Source organism: Streptomyces sp. AC550_RSS872, assembly GCF_019049285.1.
In the GTDB taxonomy this organism is placed as follows: Bacteria; Actinomycetota; Actinomycetes; order Streptomycetales; family Streptomycetaceae; genus Streptomyces.
Genome location: NZ_JAGMUL010000014.1, coordinates 143,443 through 158,397, shown reverse-complemented (window position 1 = coordinate 158,397; position 14,955 = coordinate 143,443). Strand labels below are relative to the sequence as shown.

The 14,955-nt window shown below is 71.8% G+C and carries 15 protein-coding genes; 6 read left to right on the top strand and 9 right to left on the bottom strand.

Going from position 1 to position 14,955, the window contains the following annotated elements; translation table 11 throughout:
- Positions 1–18 precede the first annotated feature (18 nt).
- From KUM44_RS05650 to KUM44_RS05625, 6 genes are all read right to left on the bottom strand, one after another.
- Positions 19–666 (bottom strand): flavin reductase family protein, encoded by a 648-nt coding sequence (locus tag KUM44_RS05650; protein ID WP_254389073.1) that lies wholly within the window; start codon positions 664–666, stop codon positions 19–21.
- Positions 667–723: 57 nt separating this feature from the next.
- On the bottom strand, positions 724–1,596 hold the full coding sequence (locus KUM44_RS05645) for an enoyl-CoA hydratase/isomerase family protein (RefSeq protein ID WP_217206623.1): 873 nt from the start codon (positions 1,594–1,596) through the stop codon (positions 724–726).
- Between the two features lie 37 nt (positions 1,597–1,633).
- Positions 1,634–3,859 (bottom strand): acetate--CoA ligase family protein, encoded by a 2,226-nt coding sequence (locus KUM44_RS05640; RefSeq protein WP_217206622.1) that lies wholly within the window; start codon positions 3,857–3,859, stop codon positions 1,634–1,636.
- A 212-nt stretch (positions 3,860–4,071) separates the two neighbouring features.
- Positions 4,072–5,586: an FAD-dependent oxidoreductase gene (locus KUM44_RS05635; RefSeq protein WP_217206621.1), complete on the bottom strand. Its 1,515-nt coding sequence runs from the start codon at positions 5,584–5,586 to the stop codon at positions 4,072–4,074.
- 146 nt (positions 5,587–5,732) lie between these two features.
- On the bottom strand, positions 5,733–6,923 hold the full coding sequence (locus KUM44_RS05630) for an NAD(P)/FAD-dependent oxidoreductase (RefSeq protein WP_217206620.1): 1,191 nt from the start codon (positions 6,921–6,923) through the stop codon (positions 5,733–5,735).
- Between the two features lie 181 nt (positions 6,924–7,104).
- The gene (locus tag KUM44_RS05625) at positions 7,105–7,425 is read right to left on the bottom strand and encodes a GYD domain-containing protein (RefSeq protein WP_217206619.1); all 321 of its coding nucleotides are present in this window, start codon (positions 7,423–7,425) and stop codon (positions 7,105–7,107) included.
- A 251-nt stretch (positions 7,426–7,676) separates the two neighbouring features.
- Here KUM44_RS05625 and KUM44_RS05620 point away from each other — a divergent pair, with 251 nt between their 5' ends.
- The 6 genes from KUM44_RS05620 to KUM44_RS05595 all read left to right on the top strand — a co-directional run bounded on the left by KUM44_RS05620 (position 7,677) and on the right by KUM44_RS05595 (position 12,588).
- Positions 7,677–8,096: a hypothetical protein gene (locus tag KUM44_RS05620; protein ID WP_217206618.1), complete on the top strand. Its 420-nt coding sequence runs from the start codon at positions 7,677–7,679 to the stop codon at positions 8,094–8,096.
- 167 nt (positions 8,097–8,263) lie between these two features.
- Positions 8,264–8,710 (top strand): DoxX family protein, encoded by a 447-nt coding sequence (locus KUM44_RS05615; RefSeq protein ID WP_217206617.1) that lies wholly within the window; start codon positions 8,264–8,266, stop codon positions 8,708–8,710.
- Positions 8,710–9,129, top strand: a complete 420-nt coding sequence (locus tag KUM44_RS05610; protein WP_217206616.1) for a Zn-ribbon domain-containing OB-fold protein — start codon at positions 8,710–8,712, stop codon at positions 9,127–9,129. The genes KUM44_RS05615 and KUM44_RS05610 overlap by 1 nt, the downstream gene beginning before the upstream one ends.
- A 23-nt stretch (positions 9,130–9,152) precedes the next feature.
- Positions 9,153–9,776, top strand: a complete 624-nt coding sequence (locus KUM44_RS05605; protein ID WP_217206615.1) for a GNAT family N-acetyltransferase — start codon at positions 9,153–9,155, stop codon at positions 9,774–9,776.
- A gap of 121 nt (positions 9,777–9,897) precedes the next feature.
- Positions 9,898–10,782, top strand: coding sequence for a GNAT family N-acetyltransferase (locus KUM44_RS05600; RefSeq protein WP_217206614.1), 885 nt, complete (start codon positions 9,898–9,900; stop codon positions 10,780–10,782).
- 177 nt (positions 10,783–10,959) lie between these two features.
- Positions 10,960–12,588 (top strand): serine/threonine-protein kinase, encoded by a 1,629-nt coding sequence (locus tag KUM44_RS05595; protein ID WP_217206613.1) that lies wholly within the window; start codon positions 10,960–10,962, stop codon positions 12,586–12,588.
- A 12-nt stretch (positions 12,589–12,600) separates the two neighbouring features.
- Here KUM44_RS05595 and KUM44_RS05590 read toward each other — a convergent pair whose 3' ends face one another.
- The 3 genes from KUM44_RS05590 to KUM44_RS05580 are packed head-to-tail and all read right to left on the bottom strand — an operon-like array spanning position 12,601 to position 14,923.
- Positions 12,601–13,266 (bottom strand): pyridoxal 5'-phosphate synthase, encoded by a 666-nt coding sequence (locus KUM44_RS05590; RefSeq protein WP_217206612.1) that lies wholly within the window; start codon positions 13,264–13,266, stop codon positions 12,601–12,603.
- Positions 13,267–13,299: 33 nt separating this feature from the next.
- A complete protein-coding gene (locus KUM44_RS05585) occupies positions 13,300–13,725 on the bottom strand; it encodes a pyridoxamine 5'-phosphate oxidase family protein (protein ID WP_217206611.1) in 426 nt (141 codons plus the stop codon).
- 22 nt (positions 13,726–13,747) lie between these two features.
- Positions 13,748–14,923, bottom strand: a complete 1,176-nt coding sequence (locus KUM44_RS05580) for an acetyl-CoA acetyltransferase (RefSeq protein WP_217206610.1) — start codon at positions 14,921–14,923, stop codon at positions 13,748–13,750.
- Positions 14,924–14,955 lie beyond the last annotated feature (32 nt).

The window sequence follows — 14,955 nt, the reverse complement described above, 5'->3', positions numbered from 1 at the left end:
CGGAGGCCCGGAAAGGGTCTAGAGGAACCGCCCCTTGTGGAACAGCAGCGGTGCCTCGTCCCCGTCGCTCGCCCCCAGCGCGTCCACCCGTCCTACGACGATGAGGTGGTCGCCGCCCGTGTGCACCGCGTGGATCGTGCAGTCGATCCACGCGAGCGTGCCCGCGAGGCGTGGCGAGCCGGACACGGGGGCCGCGTCGTAGGTGACCCCCGCGAACTTGTCCGCGCCGCTCACCGCGAAGGCACGGCACAACTCGCCCTGGCCGGCGCTCAGGACGTTCACGCAGAAGACGCCCGCGCGGGCGATGCGCGGCCACGTCGTCGACGTACGGCCGACCATGAAGGCGACCAAGGGCGGGTCGAGGGAGAGGGCGGAGAAGGACTGGCAGGCGAAGCCGGCGGGGGCGGAGCCCGGGGCTGGGGCTGCGGCTGGGGTCGCTGTCGGGACGACGGGGGCCTGAGGATCGTCGGTGCTGCCTGGTGCCGTGACAACGGCCACGCCCGTCGCGAAGTTCCCGAGCACCCGCCGGAAATCCGCCTGCCCGACCGGCGCCCGCTCGTCCTCGCCGACACAGCGCAGCGCCGGGCGCGGCAGCGCCTGCACGGGCGGTGCGTCGGCCGACCTGAGGTAGCGGACGGCGGCTGCCGCCATCTCTGCGTGTCCCATCACACCGACCATTGAAGCTGACGAACCGTCAGATCGAAAGGGGTGTGCGCAGGGAACTCACCGCCCCCTGTACTCGGCGCTCCTGCGCTCCACGAAGCTCGCCACGCCCTCCCGGGCGTCCGCCGTCGTCATGTTGATCTCCTGCGCGGCCGCCTCCGCCGCGAAGGCGGCGGTGCGGTCGGTGTCGAGGGAGGCGTTGACGAGCTGCTTGGTGAGGGCGAGGGCGCGGGTCGGGCCGGTGGCGAGGCGCTCGGCCCAGGAACGGGCCGTCTTGTCCAACTCCCCGTCCGGCACGACACGGTTGACCAGCCCGAGCCGCTCCGCGTCCGCTGCGGTGAGCGCGTCGCCGAAGAACATCAGTTCCTTCGCCCGCTGGGGTCCGATCAGACGGGGCAGGAGATAGGCCCCGCCGCCGTCGGGGACGAGGCCGCGTCGTACGAACACCTCGATGAACTTGGCCGATTCGGCGGCCAGTACGAGGTCGCAGGCGAACGCGAGATGCGCGCCGAGGCCGGCCGCGGTGCCGTTCACCGCCGCGATCACCGGCTTCTCGCAGTCGAGGACGGCGGCGACGAGGCGCTGGGCGCCGAGCCGGATCGTGCGGGCCACGTCGCCGGGGACCTGGCCGGCGGCCACCCGGTCACCGCCCGCCTGCCCACCGGCTCTCCGCTCGCCGGCCGCCGCCGACCCGCCGCCCCGCAGGTCCGCCCCAGTGCAGAATCCGCGGCCCGTGCCGGTCAGGACGACGGCCCGGACGGCCGGGTCCGCGGAGGCGTCGGTGAGGAGTTGGATGATGCGTTCGCGCTGGTCAGGGGTGATGGCGTTGAGGGCTTCGGGGCGGTTGAGGGTGATGCGGCTGACCTGATTGTCAGTGGCGTGCAGTACCAATGACTCAACGGAATTTCCGGACACACGGGGGGATCCAGGCATGTTCACATCACCGTTCACTTCATCGTCGGTACGCATCTCAGCGGCACACCACCAACGCGTCCAGCGCCACCGCGCCCTGCCCCCGCTCCAGCACCATCAGCGGGTTGATGTCGAGCTCCGCGAGGTCGTCCCCGAGCTCCAGCACCATGCGCTGCACACGCAGGACGACTTCCACGAGCGCGTCCAGATCCGCGGGGGGCCGCCCCCTGACCCCGTCGAGGAGGGCCCGCCCGCGCAGCTCGGCGCACATGTCCCGGGCCTGCTCCTCACCGAAGGGCGGCACACGTACGGCGGTGTCGTGCAGGACCTCCACGAGCACCCCGCCCAGTCCGACCGTCACGGTCGGGCCGAACAGCTCGTCGTGCGCGGCGCCCACCACCATCTCGACGCCCCGCTCCACCATCTGGCAGACCAGGACGCCGTCCAGGGAGACGTCCTCGTAGCGGGCGATGTCGGTCAGCTCGCGGTAGGCGTCGCGGACCTGGCTGGCGGACGTCAGCCCGATCTTGACCAGGCCGAGCTCGGTCTTGTGGGCGATCCGCGCGCCGGACGCCTTCATCACCACGGGGTACCCCACCAGCCCCGCGGCCCGCACGGCCGCCGCCGCGCTGGTCACCAACTGCTCGCGCGGTACACGGATTCCGTACGCCCGCAGCAGCTGCTTCGCCGCATGCTCGCTCAACTGCTCGCCCGGGTGTATCAGTGCCTGCGCCTTGCGGAAGGACGGCGAAGGAGTGCGCGGGGCCTCGTCGAAGGGGGAGCGGTAGCCGCTGACGAAGCGGTGGTGGTCGAGGTAGGCGCGGACTGCGGTGATGCAGTTGGCCACCGTGCGGAAGGTGGCCACGCGCGAGGAGCCGAGCAGGACCTCCCGGTACGCCGGCTCGGTGCCCACCGGCGACCCCCACACCACGCAGACCAGCTTGTCCGTCCGCTCGGCGGCGTCCACCAGATCCTGGACGAGCCGGTCGCTGAGCGGCGGAAAAGGGCCGGTGACCGGGCAGATCAGCACCCCGACCTCGGGGTCGTCGAGGATCGCGTCGATGATCTTCCGGCCGCGCCAGTCGCCCACGGGATGGCCGCCGTTGTCGACCGGGTTGGCCACGCTCAGGTACTCGGGTATCCACTGGTGCAGCTCGGCCTGCCTGGCCTCCGACAGCACGGGCAGCCGCAGCCCCGCCTCGGTCGCCAGGTCGGCGAAGTGCGCGCCCGTGCCGCCCGAGATCGAATAGACGACGACACCGTCGGCGCGGGGCGGACGCGCCCGGGCCAACAGGGCCGCGGTGTCCTGGAGTTCGTCGAGACCGTCGACCCGGATCACGCCGTACTGCCGCATCGCCGCGTCCACCACCGCGTCCGCGCCGGTCAGCTTGCCGGTGTGTGAGGCGGCCGTGCGGGCGCCGGTCTCGGTGCGGCCGACCTTGACGGCGACGACGGGCACCTTGCGGCGGGCGGCGCGGTCGGCGGCGAGGAGGAAGGACCGGCCGTCCTTGAAGCCCTCCACATAGCAGGCGATGGCACCCACCTCGGGCCGCTCGGCGAAGTAGGAGATGAAGTCGGCGCTCTCCAGGTCGGCCTCGTTGCCGGTCGGCGCCCAGTGGGAGAGGCGGATGCCGAGCTCCTGGAGGGCGAAGACGGGGCGGCCCTGGTGACCGGACTGGGTGATGAGCGCGATGGCGGGCCCGTCCAGGTCCTCCCGGAACCGCTCGAAGGCGTTGAGGTTGGTGTTCGGCCCCAGCAGCCGCATCCCGGACCGTTCGACGGCGGCGGTGAGCCGGTCCTGCGCGGCGGCGCCCTCCTCGCCGGTCTCCGCGAACCCGGAGGCGAAGACGACGGCGAACTTCACCTTGGCCTCGGCCAGTTCCTCGACGACCGGAAGGGGGTCGGCGACCAGCAGTACGGCGAGATCGACCTGCTCGGGCAGATCGGCGATGGAAGGAGAGCAAGGGATGCCGAAGACGGACGGGCGGCTCGGATGCACCGGATGGAGCCGGGCGCCGACCCGCTCCGACCAGGCGACCAGTTGGCGGGTGACACCGGTGTTCGGCCGCCCCTCGGCGTCGGAGGCGCCGATCACGGCGACCGACTCCGGCCGGAAGAGGCGGTCCAGATCGGGCACGTCGCAGTACAGCGGACGGCCGCTGACATCGAGATCGTCGGCCTCGGCCGGCCGGCCGTGGACGGCGGGCCCGGGTTGCTCGCCACAGGCGATGACCCGGGCCCGGCGGGAGTCGGTGGTGAGGGTGCCGTGGGTTGATCCAAGCATCGGTCCGCCCGCTCCTGTGTGACAGCGATTAACTGACGCAGTGTCAGATTAAAGGAACTGACGCTTAGTCAGGAACGGCTGTGCAGGCAAAGTTGGCGAAGCGACGGGCCTGGCGGCGCCAGCGGTGCTCGGACGGCGGTGCTCAGGCGGTGCTGCTCGGACGGCGGTGCTCAGGCGGTGCTGCTCGGTCGGCGTGGCTCGGTCGGCGTCGCTCACAGCTCCGCCAGTACCTCCTTCGCCACCCGCTCGCCCGACCGCACCGCCCCGTCCATGAAGCCCATCCAGTACGTGGAGGTCTCCGTCCCGGCCCAGTGGATGCCGCCGACGGGTGTGCGCAGGGCGGGGCCGTACTGGGTCAGGACGCCGGGTGCGGCGATGGAGACGGGGCCGCCGCGGGTGTAGGTCTCGTTGTTCCAGCGTTGCAGGACGAAGGAGGTGGGGGAGGCCGCTTTCTCGCCGAAGTACGTCGCGTAGTCCTTCAGTACGGCTGCCCGGACCTCCGCCTCGCTCGCCGCGTCCAGCTTCCGGGCCTCGTCGGCCTCGATGAAGCCCATCAGGGCGCCGTAGGAGGCGTCGGGCGGGGAGTTGTCGAAGGTGGAGCTGATCACGCCGGTGTCGCTGACGACCTGGCCGTTGAGGCCGTCGGCGCGCCAGAAGGGGGTGTCGTAGATCGCGATGGCCTTGCCGACCGAGGCCATCGGCAGACGCTGGGTGAGCTGGTCGCGGGAGGCCGGAAGTACGGGGTCGTAGGTGATACGGGCGGCGATCGGCGGGGGTACGGCGACGACGACCTTCTTGGCGGTGACGGTGACGCCGTCGGCGGTGACGACGTAGCCGCCGCCGGACCGGGAGATCGTGCGCACCGGGGCGCTGAGCATCACGCGGTCGCCGAGAGTGGCGGCGAGTTTGACCGGCACCAGTTGGGAGCCGCCGACGAAGCGCAGTTCCTGGGCGCCGTTCGCGGTCTCGGTGAGGCGTTCCAGGGTGCCGGGGTTGGCGGAGTTGCCGGCTGCTGCGATGTAGAAGAGGACGAACAGGAAGGAGAGTTCGCGGGGTTCGGCCGAGAAGATCGAAGTGCAGGCCACGTCGAAGAGGAACTTGGCCGACGGAATGACGGCGTTGGCGCGCAGCCAGGTCTCGAAGGTCTGCCGGTCCCATTCGTCGGCCTTCGCCGCGGTCCAGGGCGCGTCGACCGGGATCTGCTGGGCCAGGTCGTCGAGCTTGGCCTGCACGATCGCGGCGTTGGCGAGCCCGGCGGCGTCGATGGGAGGGACGGAGCCGAGGATGCCGTCGGTGGCGTAGGGGGTCTTCTTGCCGTCCTTGTGGAGGAGGTTGTCGCCGGTGTTGTACGTGGCGAAGGTCTGCACGCCGAGGGAGTCGGCGAGGGCCTTGATGCGGTCCTGGGTGGGGCCGATGAACTCGCCGCCGCCCTCGGTGACGCCGCCGTTCGCGAGATCCAGCCCGACGACCCGGCCGCCCACGCGGTCGCGGGCCTCCAGGGCGACGACCGACTTGCCGGCGGCGACCAGGTCACGGGCCGCGGTGAGGCCGGCCAGGCCGGCGCCGACGATCGCGACGTCGACCTGGCGGGTGGCCACGGTGGCCGCGGTGGCCGGGCCGGTGACGGTTGCGGTGAGGGTGGCGGCACCGGCTGCGGCTGCCGCGCCTCCGAGGAGTGAGCGCCGGGAGAGCCGGGAGGTTCGGGGGAACTGTCGTTCGCTTGCCACGTGCGTCCTCCGTCGGGGCGAGAGGGGGCGGAGCAGAAAAGTTGAACAGTGCTCACATTCTGGTCCCGTGCGGCGGCGCGGTACAGCTCTCCCGTCACAACTGACCCGCAAGTAACAGGAGATATACGTAAGAGAGTTGAGGGTGTCTACGTCACCGGCAGCCGGGAGACTCGTCGGCTGCCGTCGCGGGCGATGGCCTTCGCGATCTTCTGGGCGTCGATCGCCATTTCGCGAAGGTTGCCGCTGATGGGGTTGGTGTAGCCGGTGAAGTAGAGGCCGGGCGCGTCGGCGGGAGTCCGGGCGCCCTGGACGACAGGCCTGCCGCGTGCGTCGAGCACGCCGAGGTGGCCGATGAGGTCTTCGAGTCCGCGGACGTATCCGGTCGCCGCGATCACGGTGTCCGGGGAGACGCGGCTGCCGTCGGCGAGGATCACCTTGTCGTCCTCGAAGCCGTCGACGGCGGCCACGATCTCGACGCGGCCCTTGCGTACGGCGTCGACGAGGCCGACGTCGAGGACCGGGATCGCGCCTTCCTCGACCCTGCTGTACAGGCCGGTGTCGGGGCGCGGCAGTCCGTGCGCCGACAGGTCCGGCACGCTGAGCCTGGCGACGGGCCTGGCGAGCCGGTCGACGAGGCCGACCGGGAGTCGCCGCACGAGGATGCTCGTGCGCTGGGCGGGCCAGCCGGCGGTGGAGCGGCGGACGATGTGCGGGGTGGTGCGGACAGCCAGGCGTACCCGCGCGGCTCCGCCCTCCACCAGGTCCACGGCGATCTCGGCGCCGGTGTTGCCGACGCCGACGACCAGGACGTCGCGGCCGGCGTAGGGCGCCGGGTTGCGGTACTCGCCCGCGTGCAGGAGTTCGCCGGTGTAGTCGGCGCGGCCGGGCCATTCCGGGACGCGCGGGGTGTGGTTGTGGCCGGTGGCCACGACGACCGCGGCGCCGGTCAGTTCACGACCGCCGGTCGCGCGCAGCAGCCAGCCGGAGCCGTCCGGCGCGGGCTCGACGCGGGAGACCTCGACGCCGGTGACGATCTCCAGGTCGTGGTGCTCGGCGTACTTCTCCAGATACCGCACGACGTCGTCCCGCGACACCCAGCGCCCGAACCGACGCGGCATCGGCAGCCCGGGCAGCCCCGACAGCCGTCGGGTGGTGTGCAGACGGAGCCGGTCGTAATGGCGCCGCCAGGAAGTGCCGACCCGGTCCGACTTCTCCAGCACGACAGCCCGCAGCCCCTGGGCGCGCAGCGCCTGCGCGACGGAGAGTCCGCCGGGGCCGCCGCCGATGACGTAGACGGGGCGGTCCGTGGGGGTCGGGGACGCTGTGGAGTCGGTCATGTCCGGGAGCGTAATCACGCAGCCGGTTGATGGGTCTCGGTCAAGCCCGGAATTGGTTGCGGATCGATCACGGCTGTGGGAGCGGCGGGTGGGAACTGTGGCGCAGATCTCCTGGTTGTGGGGGCACGGTGGACGAGGGAGGGCGCGGGTGAGGCGCGAACTCGGCGCTGTCTTCGGGGAGTTACTCGCCAGGAGCGCGGAAGGTGACCTGGCGGCGGCTGGCCTTGTCGATCTCGTCCAGGGTGAGGAGCGGGGTGGCCCGGGTGTGGAGGGCGCCGCTGGCCTTGACGGTGAGGCTGACGGCGGCCATGGAGACCGCGTCGGGGAAGTCGATGATGCACACGAGGTCGTCCTCGCCGAAGGTGAAGTACATGGCCTCGACCTTGCCGCCCAGGTCGTTGACGACCCGGTCGACGGCGGCGCGGCGGCCGCTCGCGCCTTCCTTGAGCAGACCCTTCGCGCCGTCGGGCGTGTAGGTGGCCTGGATGAGGAACTTGGGCATGAGCTGCTTCCTGACCTCGCTTGTCCGGTATGCAGCATGGCCTTCCCTCTGGCATGGCGGCGGCCGCTCAGGGAAGGGCAGGATTCACCCGATGGAGCCCGGAGCCCGGAGCCCGGAGCCCGGAGCCCGGAGCCCGGAGCCCGGAGCCCGGAGCCCGGAGCCCGGACGCCGGACGCCATGGCTCATGTACTCGGGTTGGGCTGAGTACTTGCGCTCTGTCGGTGACCAGGTGAGGCGAAGACGCTTGGGCCATGCGCCAAGGACTTCGAGGACCACACGGACCACACGGATCTGTTCCCCTGCTGCTGCCCATCCTTGTGACGGCTGGGCTGTCGCTGGCCGGGTGGGCTGCCTGGCTGGGCTGGGACCAGCATCGCGACGTACAGCCCGACGGGACCACGACCGGCCCGTACGAGGCGTGGCAGGTGGTCGGGCTGGTGCTGACGCTGCTGGTGCCGGTGTCCTGGGCGGCCTGGCGTCACGCCACCGGCGCTGTGCTCGGCACCACGGCCGGTCTGACCGTCGCGGCCTGCTACGACTGGTCGGACGACGCCAGTGGCCTGTACGGGGTCGGGGTGGGGATGGTCATGCTCGGGACCCTCGCGGTGACCGCCGGCTTTTCCGCCGTGATCAGCTCCGTCATCGCTCCACGCATCGGTCGGCCAGGCTGAGCCCGGCCGCGTACGAGCCGGCGCCGAGCCCTGGCATGACGGGCTGCCGGGCCCCGGCGTGGCACGACCTGGCCGGACCATGGACAAGATGGCCGGCAATCCGTGGGACTCATCCGGGATGCACAGCCGATTGTCAGGCCCCACTAATCTGACGTACCGTCAGATTCATGGACGCGATCTGGCTCACAGGTGCGGAATGGCTGGCCGTGCTCCGGATAGGCCTCGGGCTGTGGTGGCTGGAGAGCTGGCGGCACAAGGACAAGAAGAGCTGGTCCGAGGGGGCGGGGATCGCCTGGGCGGCGGACGTCGCGGCCAAGCACCGCTGGCACGCCGTACGCTCCGGGTTCGAGGTCGTCGTGAAGCCACGGCCGCGGACCATGGCGTACGTCGTCCTGTATGCGGAACTGGCCCTCGGGCTCGGGCTCGTCCTCGGGTTCCTGACGCCGATCGCCCTCGTCGGCGGGCTGCTGCTCAACGTCCTCTACTTCGCCTTGATGATCCACGACTGGGCCGAGCAGGGGCAGAACTCGATGATGGTCCTGATCTCGCTGGTCGCGCTGTTCGGGATGTCGTGGCAGTCGTGGTCGGTGGACAGCGCGCTGGGGCTTTTCTGATGGGCGATCAGCGATACGACGTACCGGACCGGCGATACGACACTCCTGAGGCCGACGCCTTCACCCGCACGTACTGGGACGCCGCAGCGAGCGGACAGCTCCTCATCCGCCGATGCGGCACCTGCGGTCGCGCCCACCACTACCCGCGCGAGTTCTGTCCGCACTGCTGGAGCGAGGACGTGACCTGGCAGCCCGCGAGCGGCCGGGCCACCCTCTACACCTGGTCCGTCGTCCACCGCAACGACCTGCCGCCCTTCGGGGAGCGGACACCGTATGTCGCCGCCGTCGTCGATCTCGCCGAGGGGCCGCGGATGATGACCGAGGTCGTCGAGTGCGTGGACGCCGGGCGGCTGCGGGCCGGGATGGGTCTGGAGGTCGTCTTCCGCGAGGGGGTTCCGGTGTTCCGGGCCCGCGCGTGACCAGGGCGGGTTTCAATGACCGCATGGTCCACACCGACATACGACCTCCCGCCCACCCCGTCCCCGACCTGCACGGCAACGGTCTGCGCCTGCGTCCCTGGGACGCGGACTCCGAGGCCGACGTCGAGGCATGGTTCCGGGGGCGTACCGACCCGGAGTTCCGGCGCTGGAACACCCCGTTGAAGATCACCACGGATCTCGACAGCGCCCGGGAATCCCTGCGCGACGCGGTTCGGAACACGGCGGAGGGTACGGCGGCGGCGTACTGCGTCACCGACGCGGCGACCGGCGCAGCCCTCGGGCACATCGGCGTCAATGTCATCAACCGGGTGATGAGCACCGCCCGCGTCGGCTATTGGGTGCTCCCCGAGGCCCGCGGCCGCCGTATCGCCATGCACGCCCTCGCTCTCACCGCCCGCTGGGCCCTCACCGAACCGGGCTCGGGTCCGGTTCGGGGACTGGGCCTGCACCGTCTGGAACTCGATCACGCCGTCGGTCACGACTCCTCCTGCCGCATCGCCGAGCGGTGCGGCTTCCGCCACGAGGGCACCCTGCGGGGCGCGATGTGGGAGGCGGAGCGGCATGACGCGTACCGGGACCTGCATCTGCACGCGCGGCTCGCCGCCGATCCGGACGTCAACCTGTAGGCCACGAACGCCGTGAACCCGGAGCCTCTCAACCCCCGCCTGAGCGTGGGGTCTTGTATCGGCTTGGTGTCCACAGCGGAAAAGGGCGCACAGCCGCTCCCGGGGCGCGGGATCATGAGGTATGCGCCCGGACGACTGGTACTGCACCCAGGATCTCAGCGGCTTCCTCTCCCACGCCGGTGGTTTCCTGCGCTCACGCCCCGACCTGCACACCGTGGCCCTGACGGTGACCGAGACGCTGCGCACCGGCGGACCGCGTGCGTACGGCGACGAGGCGCCGCTCTTCGGTGCGCTGGAGGTGGGGGGACAGGTGCGCGCGGCCTACTTCCGCACCCCGCCCTACCGGCTGAACGTCACGCCGCTCACCCCCGACGAGGCCGAGTCCCTCGCCGCCCACCTGGTCGCCCTCGGCCACCCGGTCCCCGGAGTCGTGGCGACCCGTGAGACCGCCGAGGCCTTCTCCGCCGCCTGGCGCCGCCTCGCGGGGGGCCGGGCCACGGTCAGCCAGCGCCAACGCCTCTACCGGCTCGGCAACCTGACCGTCCCGCAGCCCCTCCCGCGGGGCCGGGCGCGGGTCGCCGGCAAGGAGGACCGGGAGCAACTGGTCCGCTGGTACGGCGAGTTCATCGAGGCCGTCGGCGACCACGCCGCCCGCGACGCCACCGCGTGGGCCGACTCACGGATCTCCTACGGCGGCGTCACCTTCTGGGAGGCCGAGGGCGGCACCCCGCTCGCCATGGCCGGCGTGACCCCGGTGGTCGCCGGCCAGGTCCGGGTGGCGCCCGTCTACACCCCGGCCCCGCTGCGTGGCCGCGGCTACGCGGGCGCGGTCACCGCCCAGGTCAGCCGGGCCGTGCTCGCGTCCGGGGTGCGTGAGGTGCTGCTCTTCACGGACCTCGCCAACCAGACCAGCAACAGCCTCTACCAGCGCATCGGGTACCGGGCGGTGGCCGACTTCACGGCGTACGACTTCCGGGGGAGCCGGGGTTTCCCTGGCCGGTCCTAGGCCGCCGTACCCCGGGAAGGCCACTGTCGCCGGACCTGCCGATCGCTGTCGTGGCCCCCGTGGACCGCTGCCACGGGCGTGGATCGGCCGCCGGGGTCGTGTGATCCCTACGCGCTATTGTGCAGCTGCAATCTGTTCGAAGAGTGCTCGCGTGTACGGGGAGAAGTAGGTCTCAGGGTGTCCGATCTGGGGAGGACCATCGCCCACCGGTACCGGCTGGTGGAGCGCGTCGGCCGTGGCGGTATGGGCACCGTGTGGCGGGCCGAGGACGAACTGCTCAACCGGCACGTCGCCCTGAAGAAGCTGCACGTTCCGCCCCACCTGCACGACGACGAGGTCCAGCGGCTTTACGAGCGCACCCGTCGTGAGGCGCGCAGCGCGGCCCGGATCACCCACCCGCACGTGATCGTCGTGCACGACGTCGTCGACGACGAGGGCCTGCCCTGCATCGTCATGGAGTACATCCCCTCGGTCACGCTCGGGGACTACCTGAAGCGGCAGGGCGCACTGCCGCCGGGCGAGGCGGCCCGGATCGGCCGCGCCATGGCCGCCGCGCTGCGCGCCGCGCACGACGCCGGTGTGCTGCACCGGGACGTCAAGCCCGCCAACGTTCTGCTCGGGAACGACGGCCGTATCGTCCTCACCGACTTCGGGATCGCGGTGGAGGCCGGGACACCGTCCCTGACCAGGACCGGGGAACTGGTCGGCTCGATCCAGTACCTCGCGCCGGAGCGTCTTCGCAGCGGGATCGCCGAGCCCGGCCCCGCCAGCGACCTGTGGTCGCTCGGAACGACGCTGTACGAGGCGGTCGAGGGGCGGCCGCCGTTCCGCCGGGACACGGCGTTCGAGACGGCGTACGCCATCGCCACCGACCCGCACGACCCCCCGCGCCGCGCCGCGGACCTGGCCCCGGTGATCGAGGGCCTGCTGGTGAAGGAGCCCGGCCTGCGCATGGACGCCCGGGAGGCCGAGCACCTCCTGAGCCGGGTGGCCGGCGAGGCGACCGCCCCCCTCGATCCGCCCACGCGACCGGAGCGGGTGCACGCCACCTCCCCTGCCACCGCCATCGCGGCGCCCACCCCCACCTCCGCCTCCACCGCCCCCGGCGTCGCCTCCGCCGCGCCGGGGCGTAAGCGCGGTCGCCGCACGGCCCTGTGGATCGCCTCGGCACTGGTGATCGCCGCCACGGGGACGGGCGCCGTGCTGCTGCGGCCCGGAGGCGATGACACTCCGCCGGGCGACGGCGCGTCCTCCGCGCCCCCCTCCCGGTCCACGCCCGGAACCTCGGGCACCTCCGGCGGCTCCGGTGGTTCCGGCGGCTCCGGCACCTCTTCGGAGGCGAACGCCTCCCCGTCGCCGGTTCCCGCCGGATACCACCTCGTGAAGGCCGGCCAGGGCTTCTCCGTTCCCGTGCCGGACGGCTGGAAGGCCCAGAAGGTGGCCAAGACCGGTGAGGTCGCCTACATCGACCCGACCGGGCTGGTGGGCCTGAGGGTCGAGGAGGTCGAGTTCGCGGGGACCGATCCGCTCCAGCACTGGCGTGACACCGAAGAGGCCCAGACGCGCCGCGACAACGAGGGCTACGAGCGGGTCAGGATGAGCCGCACGACGTTCCGCGGACGGACCGCCGGGTACTGGGAGTTCACCTTCCAGGGCAGGGTGCGGGGGTACCGGGGCGTCGAGCTCGCCATCAACGGTGCCGACAACACCCAGTACGCCATCTACCTCTCCGCACCGAGCGCGCAGTGGGACAAGTACCGCCCGGTCTTCGACACCGCCGTCAACGGGATCCGTCTGCGTGACTAGGCCGTGTCCGGCCTAGGGCCAGAGCAGATCCTGGTTCCAACCATCCCCCGTACGCCGGTAGTTGAGCCGTACGTGCCGTCGCGCCGCGTCCCCCTGGAAGAACTCCACCCGGTCGGGGCGCAGGTGGTACAGGGTCCAGGTCGGCACCGGGGCGTCGGGTTCGCGCCGCGCCCGCTCCCAGGCCGACTCGGAGGCCCGCGCCAACTCCTCCAGCGAGTCCAGCACCTGGCTCTGCCGTCCGGTCAGCGCTGCCGCCAGTGCGCCGGTCGAGCGGGCGTGCAGGTCGGCCTGGCCCTCGTGGGCCGGGGCCGCCGTCACCGGACCCCGCACGCGCACCTGGCGGCCCTGGACCGGCCAGTAGAAGCCGAGGGCCGCGTACGGGCGGGCCGTGAGCTGGCGGCCCTTGGCGCTGTCGACGTGCGTCGCGAAGGACCAGCCGGACGCGTCGGCGCCGTGCAGCATCACGGTCCGTACGTCCGGCAGCCCCTCCTCGTCGGCCGTGGCGAGGGACATGGTGTGGGGTTCCGTCTGCCCCGCCGCCACCGCCTGCGCGAACCAGGTCGTGAACAGGGCGAGCGGGTCGGCGGGCGCGGAGGCCGGGTCGAAGTCCGGCAACGCGGTGACCGCCGGGTCCCACACCCGCAGCGACCTCAGCAGCTCATGCAGATCGTTTCCCATGCCCCGATTGTCACGTGCGGACGCCGCCCCGGCTCACACCTGGCCGAGGTCGGACGACACCCACCGTTCGGGCCGCATGTGGATGACGACCTGCTCGCCGTGGTTCTTCCAGGCGAAGTCGACATAGCCGTCGACCTTCTCGGCCGGGAGGTAGCGGGCCGAGATCTCGTGGAGCTGTTCGAGGGTGGCCGGGACCGTCTTGACGACCGGTCCCTCGACGGACACGTACCGGATGGTGGGTTCGAGCCGGTCGACCATCAGGGAGATGCGGCCGGCCGCCTGGATCAGCCGGTTCTTGCGGGTGTCCAGCCCGGTCATGACCCAGATGTCGCCGCCGGGCTCGTACTGGTACCAGATCGGCAGGGTCAGCGGAGCTCGCCCCGCGCCCGCGTCGACCGACAGCGCGGCGATATGGGGTTCGGCAAGGAACTGTTCACGCTCTTCCCGGGTCAGGGCCATGCCTGTTTCCTCTCGGTCGTCGTCAATCCCTGCCCAGTACCAACGTCCCGGACGAGCAGAACCATCCCCCGGTCGCCGACGCCACCCCCAGCCGGGGCAACGCCCCGTCCCGCCGCCCCCGCACCTGCCGCTCCCCGGCCTCGCCCCGCAACTGCCGCACCGCCTCCACCAGCAGGAACAGCCCCCGCATTCCGGGGTGTTGGGCCGACAGTCCGCCTCCGTCCGTGTTGACCGGCAGTTCCCCGCCCCGCACCAGCAGCCGCCCCTTCTCCGCGAACGCCCCGCCCTCGCCCTTCCCGCAGAAGCCGAGGTCCTCCAGCGTCACCAGGGTCATATAGGTGAAGGCGTCGTAGATCTCGGCGAAGTCGATCTCCTCCGGCCGTACCCCGGCCCGCTCGAACGCGAGCCGTCCGCTGACCGCCGCCGGGCCCACCGTGAAGTCGGGCCACTCGGACATCGCGGCGTGCGAGACGTGCTCCCCGGTGCCGAGCACCCACACCGGGGCCGTACGGCAGTCCCGTACGAACTCCTCGGCGGCCAGCAGTACCGCCGCGCCGCCGTCGGAGCGGATGCAGCAGTGCAGCTTGGTGAAGGGGTCGGCGATCATCGGCCCGTCGAGCACGTCGTCGACCGTGATCGGGTCGCGGAACATCGCTTCGGGGTTCAGGGCCGCGTTGGCCCGGGCCTGGACCGCGACCTCCGCCAACTGCTCGATGGTCGTGCCGTGTTCGATCATGTGGCGGCGGGCGGCCATGGCGTACTTGGCGATGAGCGTGTGGCCGTAGGGGACCTCGAACTGCATGGGCCCCCGTGCGCCGAAGGACAGGTTGCCCGTCCGCCGCCCCGCCTTGATGTCGGCGCGGGCGGTGGAGCCGTAGACGAGGAGTACGGCGTTCGCGTGCCCCCGCGCTATCGCGTCCGCCGCGTGGGCCGCCATGACCTCCCAGGTGGCGCCGCCGACGGAGGTGGAGTCGACCCATGTGGGGCGCAGGCCCAGGTACTCGGCGACTTCGACGGGGGCCAGGGTGCCGAGTCCGGCGGAGGCGAAGCCGTCCACCACCTCCCGGCCCAGCCCGGCGTCGGCGAGGGCGCGGCGGGCCGCCTGGGCGTGCAGCGCGTACGGGGTGGCGTCGTCCACCCGGCCGCAGTCGGCGAGGGCGACGCCGACCACGGCGACTTTCCGGCTCGCGGGAGTCATGAGAGGGCGGCCTCCAACCTCTGGGCATCTCG